We start from the raw sequence: 23625 nt of genomic DNA on the forward strand, positions 1-23625 counted from the left end.
TGACCGACATGAAGCGAGTTGTGGATGGCGTACTGAAACTGGTTCGTGGTGCCGGCGTGTTGCTGGCCATCATCGTCCCCGCAGTGGCCGGGGCGCAACCCCTGGCCCAGCGTGCCGGCCAGGTGACCGAGCTGGAGCTGGTCCATGGCCTTGATGCAGTGGCCGGCGAGGCCTTGCAGAACCTCGTTGACCGCTACAACGAGGGACGCAGCGACTACCGCATCGTGCTCAGCCGGCGCGACTGGGACAGTGGCGACGGACTGCCCCACATGCTGATCCTCGGCGGCGAGCAGGAAGACCGCTTCCTTGCCGGTGCGGCGCGCTACCGTCCGCTCCACCAGCTCATGCGCGAGGCCGGCATCGGCCTGCAGACCATGCGCCCGCCGGTGATGATGTCGCGCAAGCCGGTCGATGCCCAGGGGCGCCTGCTCGCCCTGCCGGTGGGCTATTCCACCCCGGTGCTGTACGTCAATCGCGACGCCTTCCGGCGCGCCGGTCTCAACCCGGACGTGCCACTGAACTCCTGGAACGACCTCCAGCATGCCCTCGGCCAGCTCTTCGATGCCGGTCACGGCTGTCCCTACACGGTGGCCGAGCCCGGTCGCGTGATGGTGGAGAACCTCAGCGCCTGGCACAACGTGCCGGTCACCGCGCGGCGCGGGCGCAGCGATGCGCCGTCCTTCAACGGCATGGTGCAGATCAAGCACGTGGCGATGATGGCGAGCTGGTACCGCGCCCGCTACCTGCACATCTTCGGCCCTGCAGCCGAGGCCGAACGCCGCTTTGCCAGCGGTGACTGTGCGGTGATCGCGGCGTCGTCGTCGAGCTGGGCGGCGTTCCGCCGCCAGTCCGGGCTCGACGTCGGCGTCCTGCGTCTGCCCTTCCATGACGACTTCGTCAGCGTGCCGCAGAATACCCTCGCCGACGGCGCCGCCCTGTGGGTGGCGGCCGGCAAGCGTCCTGCGGAGTATCGCGCCATGGCGCGCTTCGTGGCCTTCTGGCTGCAGCCCGAGAATCAGGTCGCCTGGCAGCGCGAGGCCGGCTTCCTGCCCCTCAATCGCGCCGGCCTGCTCGCCCACCAGGGTGAACTCCTTGCCGACGACCTGGAGAATGTGCGGGTGGCGGTGGAGCAGCTCAGCAGCCGCCCGGCCACCGCCGATTCGGGCGCTTCGGCGATCGTCGGGCGCGACTGGGTGCGGCGTGTGCTCGACGAAGAGCTCAGCGCGGTGTGGGCCGACATCAAGCCCGCCAAGGAAGCACTCGATACTGCGGTGATGCGCTCGGCAACGCCGCTGCAATGAGTCCCGACGCGGCATCGCAATGGCTGTGGCCGCGGGTGCTGGCGCACCGCTGTGGTGGCGCGCTGGCGCCGGAGAACACCCTTGCCGGCCTGGAAGTCGCGGCAGCCTGCGGCTGTGGTGGCGTCGAGTTCGACGTCATGCTTACCGCCGACCAGCAGCCGGTGCTGATCCACGACGAAACCCTGACCCGCACTACCGACCGCGACGGCCGCGTCGCCGCGCTCACGCTCGACGCGGTGCGCCGTGCCGATGCCGGTTGCCGCCACGCTGCCGCTTTTGCCGGCGAACGTGTGCCCACCTTTGCCGAGGCTGCGGCGCGCTGTCGTGAGCTGGGCCTGGCCGCCAACGTCGAGATCAAGCCGGCCAGCGGCCACGATGTTGCCACCGGCGCTCGGGTGGCGGCGGATGCCGCCAGACTGTGGGCAGGCAGCGTCCTGCCGCCGCTGCTGTCGTCGTTCTCCGTTGCCGCGCTCGCGGCTGCCACACAGGCGGCACCGACACTGCCGCGCGCATTGCTGTGCGAACGCCTCGACGAGGACTGGCAGGCGCGCTGCGAAGAGCTGGGGGTGATCGCCGTGCACGCAGACGCCGCGCTGCTCGAACGTGACCAGGCCGCCGCCGTCCGCGCCGCGGGCTATCGCCTTGCGGTGTATACCGTCAATGACGCGCAGCGCGCCGCAACGCTCTTCGACTGGGGCGTGGACTGTGTCATAACCGACCGTCCGGAGCGTGTCCGCCCCCCGCGCGGGCGGTCGTGAGCAAGCTTGACGGGGCGGTCGCGCGCCTCCTACCATCTCCGCTTTTTCCGTGAGCGCATCCGCCTTGTCCATCCAGCAGCTTTTCGCCCCCATTGCGGCCGACATGCAGGCCGTCGATGCGGTGATCCGCCAGCGTCTGCATTCGGACGTGGTGCTGATCCGCCAGGTGGCCGAGTACATCATCCACAGCGGCGGCAAGCGCTTGCGTCCGGCGCTGGTGCTGTACACCGCCGGAGCGATGGGCTATCGCGGCACCCACCACCATGAGCTGGCAGCCGTGGTCGAGTTCATCCACACCGCCACGCTGCTCCACGACGATGTCGTCGACGAGTCCGAGCTGCGCCGCGGCAACAAGACCGCCAATGCCCTGTTCGGCAACGCCGCCTCCGTGCTGGTGGGCGACTTCCTCTATTCGCGCGCCTTCCAGATGATGGTCGGGGTCGGCGAAATGCGCATCATGGAGGTGCTCGCCGACGCCACCAACGTCATCGCCGAAGGTGAAGTCCTGCAACTGCTCAACTGCCACGATGCCGATGTCGGCATCGACGGCTACCTGCAGGTGATCCGCTACAAGACCGCCAAGCTCTTCGAGGCCGCAGCCCGCCTTGGTGCCATGCTCGGCGGTGCCGACGCCGTGCAGGAAGCGCAGGTCGCCGCCTTCGGCATGCATCTGGGCACCGCCTTCCAGATCATCGACGACGTGCTCGACTACTCATCCGACGAAGCCGCCACCGGCAAGCACCTCGGTGACGACCTCGCCGAAGGCAAGCCCACCCTGCCGCTGATCCATGTCATGCAGCACGGCAGCGCCGAGCAGGCGGCGGTAGTGCGCAAGGCCATCGAGAACGGCGGCCGCGAGGACTTCCATGCCGTGCTCGCCGCCATCCACGCCACCGGTGCGCTGGAGGAGAGCCGTCGCCACGCGCGCGCCGAAGCCCAGCGCGCCATCGACGCGCTCGATGCGCTGCCCCCTTCCATTTACAGGGACGCGCTGCTACAATTATCGGACTTTGCAGTTGAGCGAAATCACTGATATATTTATCGGCTTCGCAAGGCGGCAAGACCGTGTCGGGGAATAGCTCAGCCTGGTAGAGCACTGCGTTCGGGACGCAGGGGCCGGAGGTTCGAATCCTCTTTCCCCGACCAAAAAATTCCCGAGAAAAAACCGCCGTTTATGGCGGTTTTTTCGTTCACGGCGCGAAGTGCAAAGGCCGTTGTTTTTTTGCAAAATCGTGTTCCAGTTGTCCCAAGATTGTCCCACGTCGACGCCGTGCGACTGGCGTGGACGAAACTCCTTGTCCCACGAGAGTCCTGGCGCCCTGGCGCCGGGTGCCCGAGATGGCTGATCAACGGGGCTTGCCCGGTTCGTGGGTGTGGTGCCCGTGAACCTTCCCATCGAGTGCCTGATCAGTGCTGTGGGTGCGTCAGGCACTTCCTACCACTGGCTCATGATCCCGTTGAGTTGATGAACGATTCGGCTGAAGCCCTGCCAGCGTCCCGCGACATGCTGCAGTAGGAACTCGTAAAACCACTACATAAACCACTGTTTACAAACCTTTCCATCTCGATCAAACCCTGCGAGCATCAGTTGCAAGGTGTGGTGCTGATCCAACTACAGTCGGGTGAAGGGGTGAAGAATGACGTTTGTGTTCGGCTGGCGGAGGTAGAGCAACCCCTGCTCACCCAGGTGGCAAAAGGGCCACTCACCTTCTAAACTTGTATATCCGGTATATACATCTAGGAGTGAATCATGCTCACCCGCATCTTCAAGAGTGGCAACTCGCTGGCCGTGCGCATTCCCAAGGAGCTGGCCTTTCTCGACCCGGCCGCCGAGGTCGAAATCGAGCGCGTGGGCAACACCCTGGTGTTGCGCCCGGTCGAGGGCGAAACCCTGGCAGATGTGCCGGCGATTTTTGCGTCCTTCAGCCCGGACTTCATGGCCGGAGGGCGGGAGTTTCACGAACAAAAGGAGCGCGAGTGGAGTGGGGTGTTCAGCGAGAACGAAACGCAGTCCGAGACGGATGAGACGCCACGGTCGCCGGGCGGGGTCTGAACGCCATGCCCTACATGCTCGACACCAACATCTGCATTCACCTCATCCAGCGCCATCCGCCGCAGGTGTTGCAGCGCCTCGCCGCCTTGCAGCAGGGTGACGCGCTGATGTCGGTGGTTACCTACGCCGAGCTGCGAGCCGGACTGGAGATACAGCACCACAACCGTGACCACGACGAAAAAGTGCTCGCCCTGCTGGTGCAACGCATCCCGGTGCTGCCGTTCACCGAAGCCGCCGCTGAGCAGTTCGGCATCCTGCGTGCCGCCATCCGCGACCGCCGTCGTGATGCACTCGACCGCCTCATCGCCGCCCACGCCATTGCCGCCGGCGCGGTGCTGGTCACCAACAACGAAGACGACTTCTGCGACTACCCCGGCCTGCAGCTGGAGAACTGGGTGGCGGTTTGAATCGACAGCAAATTAAGAATTAAGAAGCAGTAGAAAAGTATCGCTCGCAAAAAGGGGGTGTCAATGAAGTCGCCGAAGAGATTACGTTCCGATATTCAAACGCTGACGATGCATCTTGGCCAAGTCAGAGACGCCCTTGTAAGGCGCTCGAGTGAGCCGCAGGCGCAGATTGGCAAAGAATGCCAGCGAGCGTCCGAAGCACTTGGCGAGATTCTGAAAACACAAGACTTGCCGGAAGACTACAAGGTTGCGGTTGTCGGGCGATTCAAGGCCGGTAAATCATCGTTCGTGAACGAATTGCTCGGGGCACGCCTTGCTGGTGAAGATAGCTGCCGGCGGCAGCTGTTCGACTTGTCGGACGACATGGCGACCAAGCTGGATATCGAGTTCTACCAGGATGCGCGGGATGCGTTGTTGAAGGCACTGGTGGATTGATGGGGCAGATGGATGATTGGCAATCTCAGGATGCACGGATTGAGACTTACCTGCAGGGGTTGGATGTTGCCGCACTGCGCAAGCTAATCCTCGAAGCATCCTGGCGCGACGAAGCCCTGCGCGAGAAGCTGTTGATGGCGGCAACTGTGGCTGAGAGCTCCGGGCTTTCCGACCTGCGCAAGGTGGTCGAGCAGGCGACCCGCACCAACGGCTTCATCGAGTATCGCGAGGCGGGTAACTACGCCAATCGCCTGGAAGACCTTGCAGAACTGATGTCGCAGCGCATCGCCGACGGCCAGCCGGAACTCATCGAAGTCATCGAGGAGGCTATCGCGCTCGCGGAAGAGGCCTTGCAACACATTGACGATTCCGGCGGCGAGGTGATGCCGGCGATTGTTGAACTGCGAAAAGTGCATCTGGCTGCCTGTAACGCCCTGCATCCCGACCCCGTTGCCCTGGCAGAGCGCCTGTACAGTTTTCAGATGGATGGTCAATGGGACACCTTTCATGAGGTGCTCCCGGACTACGCTGAAGCGCTGGGCGAAGAAGGGCTGGCCGTCTATCGGCAGCGGGTCGAGCGCGAGTGGGGTGCATTGCCGACGCTGGGCCCCGAGCACTATCGCAGCGACTGGAGTACGCGACGCTTCCAGGTGGAGTCGGCGATGAAGGATATCGCCCGCTGTGTGGATGACTTCGAACTGCTGGTGGCCATCCAGGCGAAGAATCTGTCGTCCCCGTCGTGCTTCATGACGCTGGCTGGCTTGTTTCGTGAGCAAGGCCGCAAGGACGAGGCGCTGCGCTGGGTGGAGCAGGGGATTGCGGCGTTTCCGAATGAGCGCAATGACGACCTCTTGAGCTTTGCCATCGAACTGCAGCTGGCGCTTGGGCAGCATGCGGAGGTCGAGCGGCTCGCCTGGCAGCGCTTCGAGCAGGTCCCTGGCTGCGGCCCCTTCTTCAAGTTGATGGAAGTCGCTGGCCTGATTGAACGCGAGACCGCGCTGCGCAAGCGGGCGCTCGACTTCCTGTGGCAGAAGGTCGCCGAGGATGAAGCCGCCGATAGCCGTGTTCGCCGCAGTCCCTGGGACAAACCCCGCCGGGGTGACATCGTCTCCATTTTTCTGCGCGAGGGCGATGCCGGGGCCATGTGGGATGCATTTAGCGGGGGCAAGGTCGATGTCGGCCTGTGGCAATCGGTGGCCGATGCGCGGGGCAAGACGCACCACGAGGAGGCGATAGCGCTCTACAAGCGCCTGCTGCCGCATCTGGTCGAAGGTGGCTCGCGCGGTTCTCACTACGGGGAGGCCTTCGCCATCGTCAAGAAGATTCGCGCGCTGCGCGTGGCGCACAAGCAGCTGGCCATGTTCGGCGACGAACTGGCGGAAATCCGGCTGGAGTGGAAGCGCAAGCGGAACTTCATGAAGCTGCTGGATGCGCTGTGACCCCGGAAATGCTGGAGTTGCTCGTGACCCGGGAGATGCCCTTTGGAAAGTACAAGGGCCGACTCATTGCAGACCTGCCCGGGCATTACCTGGCCTGGTTCGCGCGGGAGGGGTTCCCCAAGGGGCAACTCGGAGAACTGCTTGCCCTGATGCACGAGCTGGACCATAACGACTTGCGCGCGCTGGTCGAACCGCTGCGAAAGCGGCCAGGATGAGGCATCAGTTTGCCGTCGGTAGAGAGGAAAGAGGGAGGACGGATGTCGCGAAAAACCGCCATGAAGGCCTACACCCTTCGCATCGAGCTTCAGGACATTGAGCCGCTTGTCTGGCGTCGGCTGCTCGTCGATGGCGACACCACGCTGAGCAAGCTGCACCACTACATCCAAACCGCGATGGGCTGGACCGACGCCCATTTGCATGAGTTCGAGATTGGCGGCAAGACCTATGCAACACCGCACCCGGATGACGACCCGGAGCGGGACGTCATCGATGAGCGCAGAGTCCGGTTGGACCGCGTAGCGACTACCGGCGACCACTTCTCCTATCTCTGCGATTTCGGCGACAGCTGGCAGCATCGTGTTGTGGTCGAGCGTGTTGAGTCTCTTGACGGAGACCAGCGCGGCTACGCCTATGTGTCGGCGGGGGAGAGAGCCTGTCCGCCTGAGGATGCGGGCGGAGCGCCTGGTTACATGGATTTCATGGACCAGATTTCGCAGCGACCGCTGGATGAGGAAGGGTGCCCGCTGCTGCAATGGGCCGGCGAGGATGTCGACCCGGTGCGGTTCGACCGTCATGCGGCCAATGCGGCCTTGTTGCGGATGGCCTGGAATCGGTGGGTTTGAGGTCAGTCGCTCGCTACTCGACAGGCGCTATCAGGTCCGGGCTGTCGTTTTTGACGTTGCCGACAGCCTTGGAGACTGGGAAGAGTGCAACCGGGACGACAGGGGGTGATGAAATGACGCTGTCGAGGTGTTCAGGTTCGGTTGCCCTGGCAAGCCATGTGGAGTAGTTCTGTGGGGCAAGAATGACGGGCGTTCGGTCGTGCAGGGGGCGGATGGCGTCGTTTGCGGGGGTTGTGATGACGGTCCCGTGCAAGGGGGGTCAGCGCGGCGGTGGGCCGCCTTCCTGGCCGCGGGGGCGCATTCCGGCGCGCAGTTCTTCCTCGGTGATGTGACCGTCGCCGTTGCTGTCAAGTTCGTCGAAGCGCTCCAGCATGCGCGGGTTGTCCTTGAGTTCGTCGCGGGTCAGTACGCCGTCGCCATTGGCGTCGAAACGCGCGATGCCGCGCGGGCCGTCACCTTGCGGGCGTTCGCCACGCGGCGCTTCCTGGGCAAGGGCTGCGGTGCACAGCATGGCGAGGGCGAAAGGCAGCAGTCTGGTGGATTTCATGGAAGCTCCGGTAAGTTGCTACTGAGGGTGGTGCCGGCATCCTAGTGCACGCAGCAGCCTGGATTGTGTCGCGGCTGTTGCTGCCTTGTCATCGTCGTGTAGGGATGCGCCTGCGACCGGGCGCTGACGGCGGGACGTACGCCTGCGCAGACGCCCAAGCCGGCCCTGCTGGTGCAAGGCATCCCGGCACCGCCGTTCGCTGAGGCTGCCGGACAGTCTGGCATCCTCCGTGCCGCAATCCGCAATCCGCAATCCGCAATCCGCAATCCGCAATCCGCAATCCGCGACCGCCGCCGCGGCGCCCTCGACAGTACAGCGGGTGTCAGCGTCTGCCGCTGGTCCCGAACAAGGTAAGGATGTCCTGGAAGGCCTGGCCGCTGAGCTGTGGGTCGTAGCGCGCGAAGAGTTGCTGCTGGCGGGCGCGCTGCGCAGTTGGCAGGGCGTCGAGCAGGGCGCGGCGTTCGGCGAGGATGTCGGCGAGCATGCGCTCGCTGACGAAGACGAAGGGAATGGCCTGGTAGAGGCCGTCGGCGGTCGGCAGGTGGAAGCGCGGCAGCGCAGTCTTGGGCATCGGCGGCGGGTCTCGGGTTGTTTCCGGGTGCATTTCAATGCAGCAGCGCCGTCTTGTGTACTGGCCTTTGGTACCAGTCACGGATCTTGCCGGGGGCTGCGTTGCCGTTGTCGGGGAGGGTTTCCTGCCGTGTTGACTCGCCTTGAGGGCTCTACTAGAATGCGCCCTTCTTCGCGGAGGGGCGGTTAGCTCAGCGGTAGAGCACTGCCTTCACACGGCAGGGGTCACTGGTTCGATCCCAGTACCGCCCACCATAAGTCTTTGGGTTCTTCCCGGCGCGAAGCACAAAAGGTCAGCAGCGATGCTGGCCTTTTTGTTTTTTGCCTTCCGCGTTTCCTGCGGGTATTCGTGACAATGCCATTGACATGAGGCGCAGCTTTTCTAGTATGCAATAGTCATTACTGGAGGGGCGGCCATGCATGCGTGGATCGATTGCCGGCGGGGGCAGCCGGTGGTTACGGGCTTCAGTCTGGTGGAAATGATGCTGGTGATCGCGGTGATGGCCGTTCTGGCCGGTATCGCGCTACCGGCCCTGGGGGCCTTGCAGCGCGATGCCCGCCTGAGCAGTGCGGCCAATGAGTACTTTGCCGCGCTGGTGCACGCGCGTTCCGAGTCCATCCGGCGCGGTGTGCGGGTGACCTTGTGCACAAGCACCGACGGACTCGCCTGCACGGCGGGAACGCACTGGCACGGCGGCTGGATTGTCTTTGTCGATGGCAACGCCAACGCGCTGCGCGATCCGGGCGAAACGATACTTTCCGTGGCTGCCGGACGTGCCGACCGCCTCACCGTGGTCGGCAATGCGCCGGTGCGCAACTACGTCTCCTATGTGCCCAGCGGCACCACCCGGCAATCTGGCGGAGGGCTGCTGATGGGTACCGTCACGGTGTGCGAGGGCGGGCGCGGACGCAATGTCGTCGTCAATCGCGTGGGGCGTCCGCGGGTCGATCGCGGGGTGGCGTGCTGAGTGCCCGCGGTGGCCGGACTTGACGCTGACAGGCGCAGTTCATAGAGTGGGGTGAGCCGTGGCCGCTGTGGCCGTGGCCCTGTCCGAGGCTTGTTGTCGCGTGCCCGTGGTGAATTCCGCCTTTCAACCAGCCCCGGCTGCTGCGCTCGGTGCGCAGTGGCTGCGTGAGCGTTTTCTTGGTGCAGAGGTGCCTGCAGCGGTGCATGAGCATGAGCCGGGGCGCACCCTGCGGCCCGCCGCGGTGCTGGTGCCCGTGGTGGTGCGCGACGACGCCCTGACGGTGATGCTGACCCGGCGTACCGAGCACCTGCACCATCACCCCGGGCAGATCAGTTTCCCCGGCGGGCGGGTGGAGGCTCACGACAGTTCGGTGGTGATGACCGCGCTGCGCGAGACCGAGGAGGAGATCGGTCTTGACCCCGAGCGCATCGAACTGCTCGGCGAATTGGGCGACTACCACACCGGCACGGGTTTTCGCGTCACCCCGGTGGTCGGGCTGGTGCATCCGCCCTTCGAACTGGCACTCGACGACTTCGAGGTTGCCGAAGCCTTCGAGGTGCCCTTGTCCTTCGTCCTCGACCCGGCCAACCGCGAACGCCACCGCATCGAGTATCAAGGGCGCATGCGCGAGTATTACGCCATTCCCTGGCAGGGCTACTTCATCTGGGGGGCGACGGCCGGCATCCTGGTGCAGATGAGCCGCTTCGTCGGGCTCGACGCCGGGCGCTGAGGCGGCGCGGCTATGCCTGCCGTCGGGGGGTGACGTAAAATCGCCTCCTTGTCACGTTCCAGGCGCCTTCAGATGTCTTCCACCGTCCGTACCCGCTTCGCCCCCAGTCCCACCGGTTTCCTGCACATCGGCGGTGCACGCACCGCGCTCTTCGCCTGGGCCTACGCGCGCCGCCACGGCGGGCAGTTCGTCCTGCGCATCGAGGATACCGACGTGGCGCGCTCCACCCCCGAGGCGGTGCAGGCCATCCTGGACGGCATGCAGTGGCTGGGGCTGGAGGCCGACGAAGGGCCCTTCTATCAGATGCAGCGCATGGCGCGCTACAAGGAGGTGATCGGGCAGATGCTCGCTGCCGGCACCGCCTACCACTGCTACACCTCCAGGGAAGAACTCGACGCGCTGCGCGCCGAGCAGGAAGCCAGGAAGGAAAAACCGCGCTACGACGGGCGCTGGCGTCCGGAGCCGGGCAAGGTGCTGCCCGAACCGCCCGCAGGCGTGCAGCCGGTGGTGCGCTTCCGCAACCCGACCGAGGGCGTGGTGGCCTGGGACGACCAGGTCAAGGGCCGCATCGAGATCGCCAACGCGGAGATGGACGACTTCATCATTGCGCGCGCCGACGGCACCCCCACCTACAACTTCTGCGTGGTGGTCGATGACTGGGACATGCGCATCACCCATGTGCTGCGCGGTGACGACCACGTGAACAACACCCCGCGGCAGATCAACGTGCTGCGCGCGCTGGGCGCCGAGGTGCCGCTGTACGGTCACCTGTCGATGATCCTCGGCGACGACGGCACCAAGCTCTCCAAGCGCCACGGCGCGGTGAGCGTGATGCAGTACGACGAGGATGGCTACCTGCCCGAGGCGGTGATCAACTACCTCGCGCGCCTGGGCTGGAGCCACGGCGACGACGAGATCTTCAGCCGCGAACAGTTCGTCGAGTGGTTCGACCTCGACCACATCACCCCGTCGGCGGCGCAGTTCAATACCGAGAAGCTCAACTGGCTCAATGCCCACTACATCAAGCAGGCCGACAACGCCCGTCTGGCCGGCGAGGTTGCCAGCCGCCTGGCGCGCCGCGGGGTGAACCCGGAGGCCGGCCCGGCGCTTGAAGCGGTGGTGGCGCTGTACAAGGAGAGGGTGAGCAATCTCAACGAGCTGGCCGATGCAGTGGAGCTCTTCGTCGTCGACGTGCACGCGGCGCCGGAAGTGCTCGGCCAGCATCTCACCGAGGCGGCGAGGGCGGCGCTTGCCAGCCTGCGCGCGCGGCTGGCCGCTGCGCCCTGGGACAAGGCGGCGATCAGTCAGGCGATCAAGGACACCATGGCCGAGCACGGCCTGAAGATGCCGCAGGTGGCGATTCCGCTGCGTGTGGCGCTGCTTGGTGTGCCGCAGACGCCGTCGATCGACGCGGTGGTCGAGGTGCTCGGGCGCGAGGTAGTGCTGCAGCGCCTCGATCGCCACCTCTGAAGTCGGCACGGGGGCTTGCCCCCGCGGCGCCTACTGGCCGCGCATGAAGAAGCGGTCGAGCTCCTGCATGCTGAGCTGGGTCCACGTCGGGCGGCCGTGGTTGCACTGGTCGGCGCGTTCGGTGGCTTCCATCTCGCGCAGCAGGGCGTTCATCTCCGCTACGGTGAGCTGGCGGTTGGCGCGTACCGCACCATGGCAGGCCATGGTGGCAAGCAGCTCGTTGCGCCGCGCGGTGACCACCTCGGAGGCCGGGAACTCGCGCAGTTCCTCCAGCACGCTGCGCACCAGTTCGGCCACCGGCGCATTGGCGAGCAAGGCCGGTACGCTGCGCACGGCCAGTTCCTGAGGGCCCGCGGGGGCAATCTCGAAACCCATGCCGGCGAGGACTTCGCCATGCTCTTCGGCCGCCGCCATGTCGCGCGCGCCGACCCCGAAGACGGCCGGAATCAGCAGGCGCTGCACTGCCGGGCGGCCGTCGAGGACGGTCTTCAGACGCTCATAGAGGATCCGTTCGTGGGCCGCGTGCATGTCCACCAGCACCAGCCCGGCCTGGTTCTGCGCGAGGATGTAGACGCCATGCAGCTGTCCGAGGGCGAAGCCCAGCGGCGGCCCCTGGGTGTCGTCCGGCGGCGTGGCGGGCATGTGACGATCGGCCGGCGCGGTGGCCGGCGTATCGCGCGCACTGCCGACGAAACCGTAATAGGCCTGGCTGGCCGCTTCCATCGCCAGCTGGCCCTGGCGCGCAGCGGCGGGCGGATAGGCGGGCGACGCAAAGGCCGGGCGCTGTGCTGCGGGGGCGGTCTCTTCCGCGTCGACGGCTGCACCCGGCGCAGGGGTGCCGGCTGCGGCGGCGCCGGATTCGGCGAGGGCGCGGGTGAGGGCGTGAAAGACGAACTGGTGCACGGCGCGGGCGTCGCGGAAGCGCACTTCGATCTTTGCCGGGTGCACGTTCACGTCCACGCCTGCGGGGTCGATGCTGAGGAACAGCACGTAGGCCGGGTGGCGGGCGCCGTGGAGGATGTCGGCGTAGGCCTGACGTACCGCGTGGGTGAGCAGCTTGTCGCGCACGAAGCGCCCATTGACGAAGAAGTACTGGGCGTCGCGGCTGGCGCGCGAATAGGCCGGCAGCGAGGCCAGGCCGGTGAGACGCAGCGCGCCCGACTCGGCTTCCACCTCGCGGGCGTGGGTGACGAAGTCGTCGCCCATCAGCGCGCCGACACGGGCCAGCGGCGTGCCCGGGGGCAGGCGGTGGATGACGCGGGCGTTGTGGCTCAGCTGCAGGGCGAGGTCGGGGCGGGCGAGGGCGACACGGCGGAACATCTCGTCGCAATGGGCGAACTCGGTGCCCTCGCTCTTGAGGAATTTGCGCCGCGCCGGGGTATTGAAATAGAGGTCGGCGACGTCCACCACGGTGCCGTTGTTGAGTGCGGCGGGCGCCAGGCTGCGGTCGCTGCCGTCGATGCGCCAGGCGTGGCTGGCGCCGGCCGCGCGGCTGGTGATGGTGGTGCGCGCCACGGCGGCGATGGCGGCCAGTGCTTCGCCGCGAAAACCCATGGTGGCGACGCGTTCGAGATCGTCGAGGGTGGCGATCTTGCTCGTCGCATGGCGTTCGAGGGCCAGCGCGAGATCGTCGCGGTCGATGCCGCAGCCGTCGTCGGCGACCCGGATACGGCGCACGCCGCCCTGCTCGAGCTGTACCTCGATGGCCCGCGAACCCGCGTCGACGGCGTTCTCCAGCACCTCCTTGAGCACCGAGGCCGGGCGCTCGACGACTTCACCGGCGGCGATCTGGTTGACCAGCAGGTCGGGCAGGCGGTGGATGACGCTCATCGATGGCTGTCCTCAGGCAAATGCCGATTATCGCGGAAAGCGCCCGCCGCCGCGAACCTCGTCCCGTCTCTCCGCGCCGCGCAGATCCTCCCGGGCGCAGTGCGCGGGCATTCCCGTCAGGTATCATGTGGGCCGCCATTGTCTTGGTGCAAAATCTGCCTATGCCCCTGTTCCGTTCCTTGTCGTGTCCTTCCCACAGCGCGGCGCGGCGGCATTGCCTGCGGGCGGTCGGCGCAGGGATATTGCTGCTGGCCGGGTGTTCGTCGCCGGGCACGGCGCCGCGTGAGGGGCGCCTGCCACTGTTCGCGCCCCAGCATCTGGTCAAGAGCGACATCGACCGCTTTGCCGAAGCCCACCAGCAGCGCATCTTCATGAGCCTGCGGCGGCTGGCGGAGAAGCTCTACCGGCGCAATCCGCGCGAGTGGCGCAAGATCGGCGTCGACGGGGTGGACACGGCGGTGGCGCGCATCTTCGACGGCAATCATGGCTGGCGCTTCGAGGAGCTGGGCTACCGGCGCGACATCGATGCCCTGCAGATCGCCTTTCAGCCCGAGTATCCCGGCGATCGCGTCACTGCCTTCATCGTCGGGCTGTCGAGCATGGTGCAGACCGCCTTCGGCAACAAGGTGGAGTTCTATCTTCTTGATGAACTCGACGCCCAGCGCATCTACAATGCTGCCCGCAACGTCGAGATCGCGGCGTGGAAGCTGGCCAGCGCGCGTGACGCCAGCGGGCAGCCGCTGCTGCTCTCCAACGAGATCGGCGAGGTCACCAACCTGAGTTTCGAGCGCGAGTTCGGGCGCATCATCGGCCAGCTCGAAGTGCTTTCCGACGTGCTCGAAGAAAAGACCGAACGCGCCGTCACGCGGGTGGTCCAGAACATGGCCACCGCCGTCTTCCTGCCCGTGCGCTGAGCGCGCCGGGCCCACTTTTCCGTCCACAGGATCATGAAGTCCATCGTTATTCTCGTTTCCGGTCGCGGCAGCAACATGGAAGCCATCGTCCGTGCCGCCATCCCCGGGGCGCGCATCGCTGCGGTGATCAGCAACCGTCCCGATGCCGCGGGCCTGCAGTTTGCCGCCGCGCAGGGCATCGCCACCGCGGTGGTCGACCACCAGGCCTATCCCGAGCGCGCTGCATTCGACACCGCGCTGGCCGCTGCGATCGACGCCCATGCGCCCGATCTGGTGGTGCTGGCGGGCTTCATGCGCGTGCTCACCGATGCCTTCGTGCGGCATTACGAAGGCCGGTTGCTCAACATCCATCCTTCGCTGCTGCCGGCCTTCCCCGGCCTCCACACCCATCGCCGGGCGCTGCAGGCGGGGGTTCGCGTTCATGGTGCAACGGTGCATTTCGTCACCGCCGAGCTCGATTGCGGACCTGTGGTCGTCCAGGCCGCGGTGCCGGTGCTCGACGGCGACAGCGAGGACAGCCTGGCGGCGCGCGTGCTTGCCGAGGAACACCGCATCTATCCGCAGGCGGTGCGCTGGTTCGTCGACGGGCGTCTGCGCATCGATGGCAACCGCGTCATCCTGCGCGACGAGGCGGCACCGGCGCCGGCGCTGCGCGTGCCGGCACTGGAGAGCGGCCGATGAAGGGCTGGCGCAATGTGCTGCTGGGGCTCGGTGCCGCGCTCTGCACGATCCTGCAGCCGGCCTTTGCGGGTGCTGCGCAGGGCTGGCCGGCGCGGGGTGAGATCGTCTACAACCTGAGCATGGGCAATGGCCCGCAGGTCGGCGAGGCCCGTCACAGCTGGGCGCACGATGGCAGCACCTATCACATCGAGACCCGCGTGCGCACCGTGGGCATGGCGGCGCTGATCGCGCGCCTGCAGTACGTGCAACGCAGTGAGGGCAGGGTACTGGCCGACGGGCTGCAGCCGCAGCGCTTCACCGTTACCCGCGAGGGCCGCGCGGCCGAGCAGGCCAGCTTCGACTGGGCTGCCGGGCAACTGGTGCTGACCCGCAAGGAGCGCCGCCGCGAGCTGCCCTTGCGCGCGGCCACCCAGGACGTGCTCAGCCTCTGGCACCAGATCGCCATTGCCGGCAGCCGCCCCTTGCCTGCCCCGTTGCAGGTGGTCACCGGGCGCAAGGCGGCAGATTCCACGCTGAGCTGGGAGGGCGAGGAAGAGCTCACCGTGCCGCTCGGCAAGCTTCGCACCCGGCGCCTGAAGGCCAGTGCGGACGATGGCAGCATGAGCATCGAGGTGTGGTTTGCCATTGACCGCAACATGCTGCCGGTACGCATCCGCATGGTCGATGACGACGGCGACGTGCTTGATCAGCAGGCCAGCGAACTGCGCTTCGACATGCGCACCACAGGAAGGACGCAATGAAACCCAGAGCAGCAAAGGGACGGCGCCAGGGCGCCGTCAGCGAGGAGGCGGCGCGCAATCCCGCCGGTGTCAGCCGGCCGTTGATGGTTCAGGCCACCCAGGTGCTGGGGGCGGTGCTCTCTTTCGAGCATCCCGCTGACGCGGTGCTGTCGCAGCATTTCCGCGAGCATCGCGAGATCGGTCATCGCGACCGCGGTTTCATCGCCGAGTCGGTCTACGGGGTGTTGCGCCGCCTGCGCTGGCTGCGCCGCATCGCCGGAGCGGAAGCCGGCCCGCGCCAGTTGCTGCTGGCCTGGCTGGCGCGCGGCGAAGGTTGGCCGATGCGCAACTTCGAGGGCCTGGCGTCCACCACCGAGCGTGACTGGGTGGCCGAGCTGAAGGCCCGTGACAGCGGCGAAGGGGACCTCTCCGTGGCCGAGCGCGCCGACCTGCCCGACTGGCTGGCCGAGCGCCTGCTGGCGGGCAGCGACGAGGCGGCGTTGCTCGCCCTTGCGCACAGTCTCAACCGCCCGGCGCCGCTCGATCTGCGCGTCAATCTGCTCAAGAGCGACCGCGATGCGCTGCTCGCCCGCCTGCGCGCCGACGGCTTCGAGGCCGCGCCGGGGGCCTTGTCGCCGCAGGCCATCCGCCTCGGCGGCAAGCCTGCGCTGCAGAAGCATCCCGCCTTCCTCGACGGCAGTTTCGAGGTCCAGGACCAGGGCTCGCAACTGCTCGGCTGCCTGGTGCAGCCGCGCCGTGGCGAGATGGTGGTGGATTTCTGTGCCGGCGCGGGGGGCAAGACCCTGCAGTTGGGAGCGATGATGCGCTCCACTGGCCGCCTGTATGCCTTCGACGTCTCCGAGCGCCGCCTGGCGCGCCTCAAGCCGCGCATGGCGCGTGCCGGGCTGAGCAACGTCCATCCGGTGCTGATCGCCCACGAGCATGACGCCAAGCTCAAGCGCCTGGCCGGCAAGGCCGATCGCGTGCTCGTCGATGCACCGTGCAGCGGCCTTGGTACCCTGCGCCGCAACCCCGACCTGAAGTGGCGCCAGAGCCCCGGGTCGGTCGCCGAGATGGTCGTCAAGCAGGGCAGCATCCTTGCTGCCGCAGCGCGTCTGGTGCGCCCGGGCGGACGCCTGGTGTACGCCACCTGCAGCCTGCTCGAAGAGGAGAACGACGCCATCGCCGACGCCTTCCTCGCCGCTCACCCGCAGTTTCGTGCCGTTGCCGCGGGCGAGGTGCTCGCCGCCCAGGGTATCGCCATCGACGCCGGTGAGCGTCTGCACCTGTCCCCCGCCGCGCACGACACCGATGGCTTCTTTGCCGCGGTGTTCGAACGCCTCAGCGGACCGGCGGATGCGCCGGCGCCCTGAACGTCTGCTGGCCCTGGCGCTGGCATGCACGGCACCGCTCGCTGCGGCAAGCACGGTGCTGCCGGCACAGGGCAGCGTGGAGGTGGCCTTTGCGCCTGCCGACGACCCCGAGGCGGTGCTGGTCGGGGTCATCGGTGCTGCCCGCCGGAGCATCCAGGTGCACGCCTACATCTTCACCAGCCGGCCGCTTGCCGCAGCCCTGGTGGACGCCCACCGGCGTGGAGTGACGGTGGAGGTGCTGGCTGACGCCGGCATGCACCAGCGCGGCCGCAACGCCTTGCCGACGCTGCTGGAGGCGGGCATTGCGGTGGCTCTGGAAACCGACTATGCCGCCGCCCACAACAAGGTGCTGATCGTCGATGCCGACGGGCCTGGCTGCACGGTGGTCACCGGCTCCTACAACTTCACCTGGTCGGCGGCGAAGCGCAACGCCGAGAACATCCTCGTGCTGCGCGAGCACTGTGCGCTGGCGCAGCTTTACCGGCACAATTGGCAGCAGCACCGCGCCAAGGCCACGGCGGTGCAGCGCCTGCCCTGGAACCCCTGAAAATGCCCGCTCCCGAGTTCGCCGCGCTCGTCCGCGCGGTGATTGCCGATTTTGGCGATGTCGCCGTGTGGTGGCAGGTCGCCGTGCTTGGCCTCGCCCTCGGTGCCGCCTGGGTCATCGCGGCGCGCACTGCGCTGCGGGTGCGCAGTGGCGATCGCGCCGGGCAGAGCGAGGTGCGCCGCTTCGGCCGTCACGGCCTGCTGCGCATCGTCTTCCCGCTCAGCGCGCTGATTCTGGTGGTCGCCGCGCGCGCGGTGCTCGACAACTTCCACAACGTCAGCCTGCTCAACCTCGCCGTGCCGCTGCTGCTGTCGCTGGCGGTGATCCGGGTGGTGGTGTACGCGGTGCGCCAGGCCGTCGGGCGCGGTTCCTGGGTGGCGGCTTTCGAACGTCTCTTTGCGGCGCTGGCTTGGGGGGTGGTGGCGCTGCACATCCTTGGCTGGCTGCCGGGGGTGGTCGCCGCCCTCGATGCGCTGGCGGTCAGTGTCGGCGGGCAACGGCTGTCCTTGTGGATGCTGATGCAGGGCGTGGCTCTGGTGGCGCTCAGTCTGGTGCTGGCGCTGTGGCTGGCCGGGGAGCTGGAGCGCCGTCTCACCGCCGCCGCGGGGGTCGATCAGAACGTCCGCCTGGTGCTGCTGCGGGTGGTCAAGGCGGCGCTGGTGCTGGTTGCCATCCTGGTGGCGCTGCCGATGGTCGGCATCGACCTCACCACCCTGTCGGTGTTCGGCGGGGCGCTTGGCGTCGGCCTCGGTTTTGGCCTGCAGAAGATTGCCGCCAACTACGTCTCCGGTTTCATCATCCTGCTCGACCGCTCGATCCGCATCGGCAACATGATCTCGGTGGGCAACGAACGCGGCGTGGTGCGCCAGATCACGACCCGCTACACGGTGCTGCGGGCGCCGAGCGGCATCGAGGCGCTGGTTCCCAACGAGACCCTGGTGGGCTCGGTGGTGCAGAACGAGACCTTCAGCGACAGCAAGGTGGCGATGCCGCTGCTCTTCCAGATCGCCTATGGCGCCGATGTCGAACAGGCCATGGCGATACTCGTCGCTGTTGCCGCCGAACAGCCGCGCGTGCTCAGCGACCCGCCGCCGCAGGCCTTTCTCACCGGCTTTGGTGACAACGGCATCAATCTGCGCCTCGGATGCTGGATTGGCGACCCCCAGGAAGGCACGCTGGGCATCAGTTCGGCGATCAATCTCGAGGTGTGGCGGCGCTTCAGGCAGGCCGGCATCGAGATTCCCTATCCCCAGCGTGAAGTCCGCCTGTTGCCGTCGGCGGCAGAACTTTCGCCCCCGGGCGCAGTCACTGCGACAGCGCCGCCCCAACCCTGAACACCCTGTTTCCGCTGTAGCGAGGCAAGCAATCCATGTACCCAGGCCTGATCGAACTCCCGTGGTGGGGCTATGTCCTCGTCGCCCTCGGACTGACTCACGTCACCATTGCCTCGGTGACCATCTTCCTGCATCGCCACCAGGCCCACCGTGCCCTTGAGCTGCATCCGCTGCCGAGCCATTTCTTCCGCCTCTGGCTGTGGCTGACCACCGGCATGGTGACCAAGGAGTGGGCGGCGATCCACCGCAAGCATCACGCCAAATGCGAGACCGTCGACGACCCCCACAGCCCGCAGACCCGCGGCCTGCTGAAGGTCCTGCTGGAGGGCGCGGAGCTCTACCGCGCCGAGGCAAAGAACACCGAGACCCTGGCGCGCTATGGCCATGGCACGCCCGACGACTGGTTGGAGCGCAATGTCTATCGCCACTCCGTCCTCGGGGTGTCGATCATGATGATCGTCGACCTTGTGCTCTTCGGCCCCATCGGGCTGACCATCTGGGCGGTGCAGATGGTGTGGATTCCCTTCTGGGCGGCCGGCGTGGTCAATGGCCTGGGGCATTTCTGGGGCTATCGCAACTACGACTGCGCCGATGCGTCCACCAACCTGCTGCCCTGGGGCATCCTCATCGGCGGCGAGGAGCTGCACAACAATCACCACAGTTTCGCCACCTCGGCAAAACTGTCGGCGAAGTGGTACGAGTTCGACATCGGCTGGATGTACATCCGCATCCTCGCCATCCTGGGCCTGGCGACGCCGCGGCGGGTAATACCCAAGCCGCGCTTCGACGCTGCCAAGACGGAGCCCGATTTCGATACCCTGCAGGCAGTGATCACCCACCGCTACGATGTCATGACCCGCTACATGGCGTCGCTGAAGCGCATCTGCAGCGAGGAGATCGAGCAACTACGCCAGCGCCATGCGGGCAGCTTCGATGCCCGCGCCCTGCGCCGCTGGGTTCTCAGCGGCGAGGAGCGCGGCCTTGCCGAGGGTGAGAAGCTGCGCTTTGCGGAGATCCTCCGCGACAGCAAGGCGCTGGCCACGGTGATGGCGATGCGCGAGGAGCTGGCGGCGATCTGGGCGCGCTCGAACGCCTCGCGCGAGCAGCTGCTGGCGCAGTTGCGCGACTGGATCGCGCGCGCCGAGCGCAGCGGCATCCGCCAGCTCGAGGAATTCGCGTTGCGCCTGCGGCGCTACGCGCTGTAGCGGGTGCAGGAGGGCGCGTGGGAATGGAAGAACGGCGGGAACTCCCGCCGTTTTTTTTGCTGTGCTGCAGGGCTCAGCGATAGGCCGGCTCGTTCTTGTTGTAGATGATCCAGGTGAGATGGCCGCTGCTCCAGTCGCCCACCGAGCCACCGGAGAAGATCAGCCGTCCCTGGCCCTTGTAGATCAGTTCGTGGCGGTAGCGGTCGGAGCCGAAGTAGAAGGGAATCCAGGCCTTGGCGGTGACATAGGAGCCCTGGTCGGAGGGCTGGCCGATGAGATCCATGACCTGGCGCATCGGCATGCCGATCTTGAGTTGGGTGAACTTGCTGCCCGGGAACGGCTTGCCGGTGATCTCGCCTTCCCAGTCATTGATGCCCTTCACCTGCTGGCCGTGCCCGGCCTCGATCTGGGATGAGTCGACGACCTCGCCGGCGGCGTTCATGCCGGGCGGAATGGCGCTGGCGCTGCTGCGCGCGGAGCTCGAAGACGTGCTCGTGCTGGCCGGCTTGGCCGCGCTGTCGCCACCTTCGGCGCTGTCGGCCTTGAAGGGGTTGGAAACGCAGGCGCTGAGCACGAAGGCGCTGAGCAGCGCGAGCGGCAGTGCCTTGAGTTTGCGGTGTTCAATCATGGTGGGCTCCTCGTTGGGCGGTAATCACGGGCTGCTGCGGCGGTGCGCGGATGGCGACGATCGCTGCCGCAGTCTAGCCCGCATCTCTCACACCGTCACTACTGCGGGTGCCGATACGCTTGCCGGGCGTCGACTCCCACTGTGTGTGCTGCGGAAACCGCGCCGACGCGCTATGGTCAGAGTGTGAGCGGCGTCGTGGTGGCGCCGGAGCGCAGGAGCACGATCATGCACAAACCCTGGAAGACCTTGCCGGGCTCGCGGCGCGAGCCCGCCGGACTTGAACGCGTGGTGCTGCGTCGCCTGCCTCTGGTGACCCTGGCGGGCACCGCGCTGTGCGTGCTGCCGGCGCTCATCGGGCGCTGGCGCTGGGGGGGCGATCTTTCTGCGGAAGCCTTGCGTGCCCTGCAGATGGCCGACATCTGGTCGGCGGCGATGGTGGTGCTGTGGTGGACGGCGGTGCTGACCGTCGCCCTGGTGTGCTTCGTGGTGATGGTGATGAAGGGGCCGGCCTACGTCGCCGACCGTTACGACATGCCCGACAGCGACCGGCCCGCCTGAGCGGGCCGGTGCTCCCGTGTGGGGTGCCTCAGCGGGGCTTGTGCTCGCTTTGTGCGGCAGCGGGGGGCTCGTGCTCTTCCTCCCAGCCGGTGATCATCGCCTTCACATGGGCGAAGATGGTGTGGCCGGTGGTGGTCAGATAGACGTGGGCGATGAAGAACACCAGCATCATGAAGGCGCCGATGGTGTGCACGGTGGCGACGATCTCCAGGGTCAGCCAGCGGTCGATGCCGAAGTCCTTCCAGTAGGCGTAGAACAGGTAGAACAGTCCCGAACCCCAGATGATCGGCGAAACCATCGACAGCAGGGCGAGATAGGCCAGGCGCTGCAGCGGGTTGTGCTTTTTCTGCGGGGTCTTGCGGTAGGGGTGGGGTGCGCCGCGGAAAATCCCCCAGGCGTAGTAGCGGATCATCGCGTCCACCTTCTGCAGGGTGGGGATGTACTGCCGCCATTCCCCGGTAGTGAACTGCCAGAAGATGGTGAATGCCCACAGGATGAGCAGCGACCACGCCGCCAGAGTGTGCAGCTCGACGGCGCGCTGGAAGCCGAAGATCTCGTAGGTGCCGGCGATCTCGAAGCCGGTGAGCATCATGAAGATCACCAGCGCGGCCTGCGACCAGTGCCAGAAGCGCTCATAGCGCTTGTATACGTAGAAGCGATGGACGGTGTGCTGTTCGCTCATGTTCAGTTCCCCCGCTTGTGGGTGAGGATGCGGATGGTGGCATGCACCAGCACGCCGAGGAGGGCGCCGATGACGGCCAGCCAGCCGAGGGTGCGTACCAACTGGTTGCCGTCCTGGCCCGGCACGTAGATCCCCGGTACGCCGGCGAGGCGGCCGCTGGCGCTGTGGCATTCCTGGCAGGCCACGGCCTGCTCGGCGGGCGCCACCATATGGGTGATCGGCCACAGCATGCGGGTGTCGACGAAATCGAAGTTGCCGCTGAACTGGCGGTTATTTGCTTCGGCGCCGGCCTGCAGGGCCTTCGGCCAGTCGAAGTTGAGCCAGAAGGCGGTGTCGCTGCCTTCCAGAGCGTGGGTGGCGACGTGCGGCACGAGGAGCTGGCGGTGCTCGACATCGTAGGGCTGGCGGCCGTGGAAGAGCTTGAACGGCCAGATGCGTGCACGCGGATCGCGGGCGTCGCCATGGAAGGTGTTGATGGGCACCGGCGCGCTGGGGTCGATCACCGTATCGAGGGTGGAATAGGTGATTTCGCCGTTGAACCACTGGTAGTGCGGCACCACGTTTTCGCCGAGGATGAAGCTGCCCTTCTTGCTGTCGTAGATGACGTGGCCGTCATCGTCCTTGAGCTGGAAGGGCTTGCCATCGGCGTTCATGCGCCCGGCCTCCGACCAGTCCCAGGCCATCTTGGTGGGCACGCCGCCACGCGAGAAGGCCGGGATGTGGCAGGTCTGGCAGGCCAGCGTGTCGGTGTGCGCGTTGAGACGTTCGGCGTGCAGGAAACTCTGCTTGTGCGGCTTGTCGCCGTGGCAGGACTGGCAGGTGGCGGGGTTGCGGTCGCTATGCTGGCCGCGGCGGATGGGGCCGTGGGGGTCGGCGGCGGTCATCGCGATACGGCTGCCGGGGACGACGTGCTCCTCGGCCTTGTGGCATTCGCTGCAGGCGAAGTTGAGTCCGTCGGCGGCCATGTGCACGTCGAGTTCGCGCGGTGGCGCGTTGAGCGATGAATCGAGGTCGCCGTGCTTGACGCCGTCACCGCCGCCGCCGGCGTAGTGGCAACTGCCGCAGGTCTCGCGCGAGGTCGCGCCGACGTGCTGGGCTACCCACTCGAGGTCGGTGGCGTCGACGAACTTGCCCGACTTGGGGGGATACTCCATGCGTTCGTAGGCGGGGTGGCCGGCGAGGCCGGCGAGCTTGCGGTAGCCGCCGGTGTTGTGGCAGGCCAGGCAATCGACCTTTTCCTCGGCGGTGAAGTCGAAGCTGTCGTCCTGCCAGCCGTAGCCGACGTGACAGGACTGGCAGAAGGCCTGGTTGGGACGGTCGCCGATGCAGAAGGCGTTGATCATCGTGCGCTTGCCCAGGCGTGTGCCGTCGAGCGGGTTCTCGTACTCCCAGGTCCAGTGGCGCGTGGCCATGACCTGCTTGGCGGCTTCGGTGTGACAGGACAGGCAGGCGCGGGTGACCTCCTCGCCGCTGCTGAAGGGGCCCTGCAGTTCCTTGAATTTGGTGTGGTCGGCAGTGGCTGCCAGTGCGGCGCTGCCCAGCACGCACAGCGCTGCGCCCAGCACCAGCCTGACGGCTTGCCGGATGACGGTTCTCATGGTTTTCCTCCTCCTCTCCTACGTGAAGTACTGCGT

Annotated in this window: 27 protein-coding genes and 2 tRNA genes; 22 read left to right on the plus strand and 7 right to left on the minus strand. The window is 66.6% G+C overall.

Annotated elements, in window-relative coordinates:
* Nucleotides 1-32: 32 nt before the first annotated feature.
* The 10 genes from C8261_RS06135 (at nt 33) to C8261_RS06180 (ending at nt 7235) form a co-directional block, all read left to right on the plus strand.
* Complete coding sequence (locus C8261_RS06135; RefSeq protein ID WP_107492964.1) at nt 33-1301, plus strand: extracellular solute-binding protein; 1269 nt, start codon at nt 33-35, stop codon at nt 1299-1301.
* Entirely contained in the window at nt 1298-2059 is a 762-nt protein-coding gene (ugpQ, locus tag C8261_RS06140) for a glycerophosphodiester phosphodiesterase (RefSeq protein ID WP_107492786.1), read from the plus strand. Before C8261_RS06135 ends, ugpQ begins: the two co-directional genes overlap by 4 nt.
* 64 nt (nt 2060-2123) lie before the next feature.
* The gene (locus C8261_RS06145) at nt 2124-3092 is read left to right on the plus strand and encodes a polyprenyl synthetase family protein (RefSeq protein ID WP_107492787.1); all 969 of its coding nucleotides are present in this window, start codon (nt 2124-2126) and stop codon (nt 3090-3092) included.
* A 36-nt stretch (nt 3093-3128) separates the two neighbouring features.
* A tRNA-Pro gene (locus tag C8261_RS06150) sits at nt 3129-3205 on the plus strand.
* Between the two features lie 604 nt (nt 3206-3809).
* Nucleotides 3810-4112 (plus strand): antitoxin, encoded by a 303-nt coding sequence (locus tag C8261_RS06155; RefSeq protein ID WP_107492788.1) that lies wholly within the window; start codon nt 3810-3812, stop codon nt 4110-4112.
* 5 nt (nt 4113-4117) lie between these two features.
* Nucleotides 4118-4519 carry a PIN domain-containing protein gene (locus tag C8261_RS06160; RefSeq protein ID WP_107492789.1) on the plus strand — a complete coding sequence of 134 codons (402 nt, stop codon included), beginning with the start codon at nt 4118-4120 and terminating at the stop codon, nt 4517-4519.
* 63 nt (nt 4520-4582) lie between these two features.
* Nucleotides 4583-4954 (plus strand): dynamin family protein, encoded by a 372-nt coding sequence (locus tag C8261_RS06165; protein ID WP_107492790.1) that lies wholly within the window; start codon nt 4583-4585, stop codon nt 4952-4954.
* Nucleotides 4954-6393, plus strand: a complete 1440-nt coding sequence (locus tag C8261_RS06170; protein ID WP_146161651.1) for a DUF6880 family protein — start codon at nt 4954-4956, stop codon at nt 6391-6393. Before C8261_RS06165 ends, C8261_RS06170 begins: the two co-directional genes overlap by 1 nt.
* A gap of 8 nt (nt 6394-6401) precedes the next feature.
* Nucleotides 6402-6608, plus strand: coding sequence for a DUF3820 family protein (locus C8261_RS06175; protein ID WP_219905152.1), 207 nt, complete (start codon nt 6402-6404; stop codon nt 6606-6608).
* Nucleotides 6609-6668: 60 nt separating this feature from the next.
* Nucleotides 6669-7235 (plus strand): plasmid pRiA4b ORF-3 family protein, encoded by a 567-nt coding sequence (locus C8261_RS06180; RefSeq protein ID WP_235864851.1) that lies wholly within the window; start codon nt 6669-6671, stop codon nt 7233-7235.
* Nucleotides 7236-7248: 13 nt separating this feature from the next.
* Here C8261_RS06180 and C8261_RS06185 read toward each other — a convergent pair whose 3' ends face one another.
* From C8261_RS06185 to C8261_RS06195, 3 genes are all read right to left on the minus strand, one after another.
* Nucleotides 7249-7488, minus strand: a complete 240-nt coding sequence (locus C8261_RS06185) for an SOS response-associated peptidase family protein (protein ID WP_235864852.1) — start codon at nt 7486-7488, stop codon at nt 7249-7251.
* A gap of 6 nt (nt 7489-7494) precedes the next feature.
* The gene (locus C8261_RS06190; protein WP_107492794.1) at nt 7495-7782 is read right to left on the minus strand and encodes an EF-hand domain-containing protein; all 288 of its coding nucleotides are present in this window, start codon (nt 7780-7782) and stop codon (nt 7495-7497) included.
* A gap of 322 nt (nt 7783-8104) precedes the next feature.
* A complete protein-coding gene (locus C8261_RS06195; RefSeq protein WP_107492795.1) occupies nt 8105-8353 on the minus strand; it encodes a hypothetical protein in 249 nt (82 codons plus the stop codon).
* Between the two features lie 179 nt (nt 8354-8532).
* On the opposite strand from C8261_RS06195, the gene C8261_RS06200 reads away from it, so the two are divergent.
* The 4 genes from C8261_RS06200 (at nt 8533) to gltX (ending at nt 11520) form a co-directional block, all read left to right on the plus strand.
* Nucleotides 8533-8607: transfer RNA gene (locus C8261_RS06200), tRNA-Val, on the plus strand.
* A 161-nt stretch (nt 8608-8768) separates the two neighbouring features.
* A complete protein-coding gene (locus tag C8261_RS06205) occupies nt 8769-9320 on the plus strand; it encodes a GspH/FimT family pseudopilin (RefSeq protein WP_107492965.1) in 552 nt (183 codons plus the stop codon).
* Between the two features lie 187 nt (nt 9321-9507).
* Nucleotides 9508-10050 carry a CoA pyrophosphatase gene (locus C8261_RS06210; protein WP_235864863.1) on the plus strand — a complete coding sequence of 181 codons (543 nt, stop codon included), beginning with the start codon at nt 9508-9510 and terminating at the stop codon, nt 10048-10050.
* Between the two features lie 72 nt (nt 10051-10122).
* Nucleotides 10123-11520: a glutamate--tRNA ligase gene (gene gltX / locus C8261_RS06215; RefSeq protein ID WP_107492796.1), complete on the plus strand. Its 1398-nt coding sequence runs from the start codon at nt 10123-10125 to the stop codon at nt 11518-11520.
* A 30-nt stretch (nt 11521-11550) separates the two neighbouring features.
* On the opposite strand, the gene mutL is transcribed toward gltX, so the two are convergent.
* Nucleotides 11551-13350, minus strand: a complete 1800-nt coding sequence (gene mutL / locus C8261_RS06220; RefSeq protein ID WP_107492797.1) for a DNA mismatch repair endonuclease MutL — start codon at nt 13348-13350, stop codon at nt 11551-11553.
* A gap of 161 nt (nt 13351-13511) precedes the next feature.
* Here mutL and C8261_RS06225 point away from each other — a divergent pair, with 161 nt between their 5' ends.
* The 7 genes from C8261_RS06225 to C8261_RS06255 are packed head-to-tail and all read left to right on the plus strand — an operon-like array spanning nt 13512 to nt 20123.
* On the plus strand, nt 13512-14264 hold the full coding sequence (locus tag C8261_RS06225; RefSeq protein ID WP_235864853.1) for a hypothetical protein: 753 nt from the start codon (nt 13512-13514) through the stop codon (nt 14262-14264).
* A gap of 33 nt (nt 14265-14297) precedes the next feature.
* Nucleotides 14298-14945, plus strand: a complete 648-nt coding sequence (purN, locus tag C8261_RS06230) for a phosphoribosylglycinamide formyltransferase (protein ID WP_107492798.1) — start codon at nt 14298-14300, stop codon at nt 14943-14945.
* Complete coding sequence (locus C8261_RS06235; protein WP_107492799.1) at nt 14942-15685, plus strand: DUF3108 domain-containing protein; 744 nt, start codon at nt 14942-14944, stop codon at nt 15683-15685. The genes purN and C8261_RS06235 overlap by 4 nt, the downstream gene beginning before the upstream one ends.
* Nucleotides 15682-17037: an RsmB/NOP family class I SAM-dependent RNA methyltransferase gene (locus tag C8261_RS06240; protein WP_107492800.1), complete on the plus strand. Its 1356-nt coding sequence runs from the start codon at nt 15682-15684 to the stop codon at nt 17035-17037. The genes C8261_RS06235 and C8261_RS06240 overlap by 4 nt, the downstream gene beginning before the upstream one ends.
* Nucleotides 17021-17584, plus strand: coding sequence for a phospholipase D family nuclease (locus C8261_RS06245; protein ID WP_107492801.1), 564 nt, complete (start codon nt 17021-17023; stop codon nt 17582-17584). The genes C8261_RS06240 and C8261_RS06245 overlap by 17 nt, the downstream gene beginning before the upstream one ends.
* Before the next feature lie 2 nt (nt 17585-17586).
* Nucleotides 17587-18918 (plus strand): mechanosensitive ion channel family protein, encoded by a 1332-nt coding sequence (locus tag C8261_RS06250; RefSeq protein ID WP_107492802.1) that lies wholly within the window; start codon nt 17587-17589, stop codon nt 18916-18918.
* A gap of 35 nt (nt 18919-18953) precedes the next feature.
* Nucleotides 18954-20123 (plus strand): DesA family fatty acid desaturase, encoded by a 1170-nt coding sequence (locus tag C8261_RS06255; protein ID WP_107492803.1) that lies wholly within the window; start codon nt 18954-18956, stop codon nt 20121-20123.
* 73 nt (nt 20124-20196) lie between these two features.
* Here C8261_RS06255 and C8261_RS06260 read toward each other — a convergent pair whose 3' ends face one another.
* On the minus strand, nt 20197-20751 hold the full coding sequence (locus C8261_RS06260; protein WP_107492804.1) for a hypothetical protein: 555 nt from the start codon (nt 20749-20751) through the stop codon (nt 20197-20199).
* A 225-nt stretch (nt 20752-20976) separates the two neighbouring features.
* Here C8261_RS06260 and C8261_RS06265 point away from each other — a divergent pair, with 225 nt between their 5' ends.
* Nucleotides 20977-21309 (plus strand): hypothetical protein, encoded by a 333-nt coding sequence (locus C8261_RS06265; protein WP_107492805.1) that lies wholly within the window; start codon nt 20977-20979, stop codon nt 21307-21309.
* 28 nt (nt 21310-21337) lie between these two features.
* Here C8261_RS06265 and C8261_RS06270 read toward each other — a convergent pair whose 3' ends face one another.
* On the minus strand, nt 21338-21991 hold the full coding sequence (locus C8261_RS06270) for a cytochrome b/b6 domain-containing protein (protein ID WP_107492806.1): 654 nt from the start codon (nt 21989-21991) through the stop codon (nt 21338-21340).
* 2 nt (nt 21992-21993) lie between these two features.
* Nucleotides 21994-23589 carry a tetrathionate reductase family octaheme c-type cytochrome gene (locus C8261_RS06275; RefSeq protein ID WP_107492807.1) on the minus strand — a complete coding sequence of 532 codons (1596 nt, stop codon included), beginning with the start codon at nt 23587-23589 and terminating at the stop codon, nt 21994-21996.
* Between the last annotated feature and the right edge of the window lie 36 nt (nt 23590-23625).

Source organism: Pseudothauera lacus (assembly GCF_003034845.1).
Classification (GTDB): domain Bacteria; phylum Pseudomonadota; class Gammaproteobacteria; order Burkholderiales; family Rhodocyclaceae; genus Pseudothauera; species Pseudothauera lacus.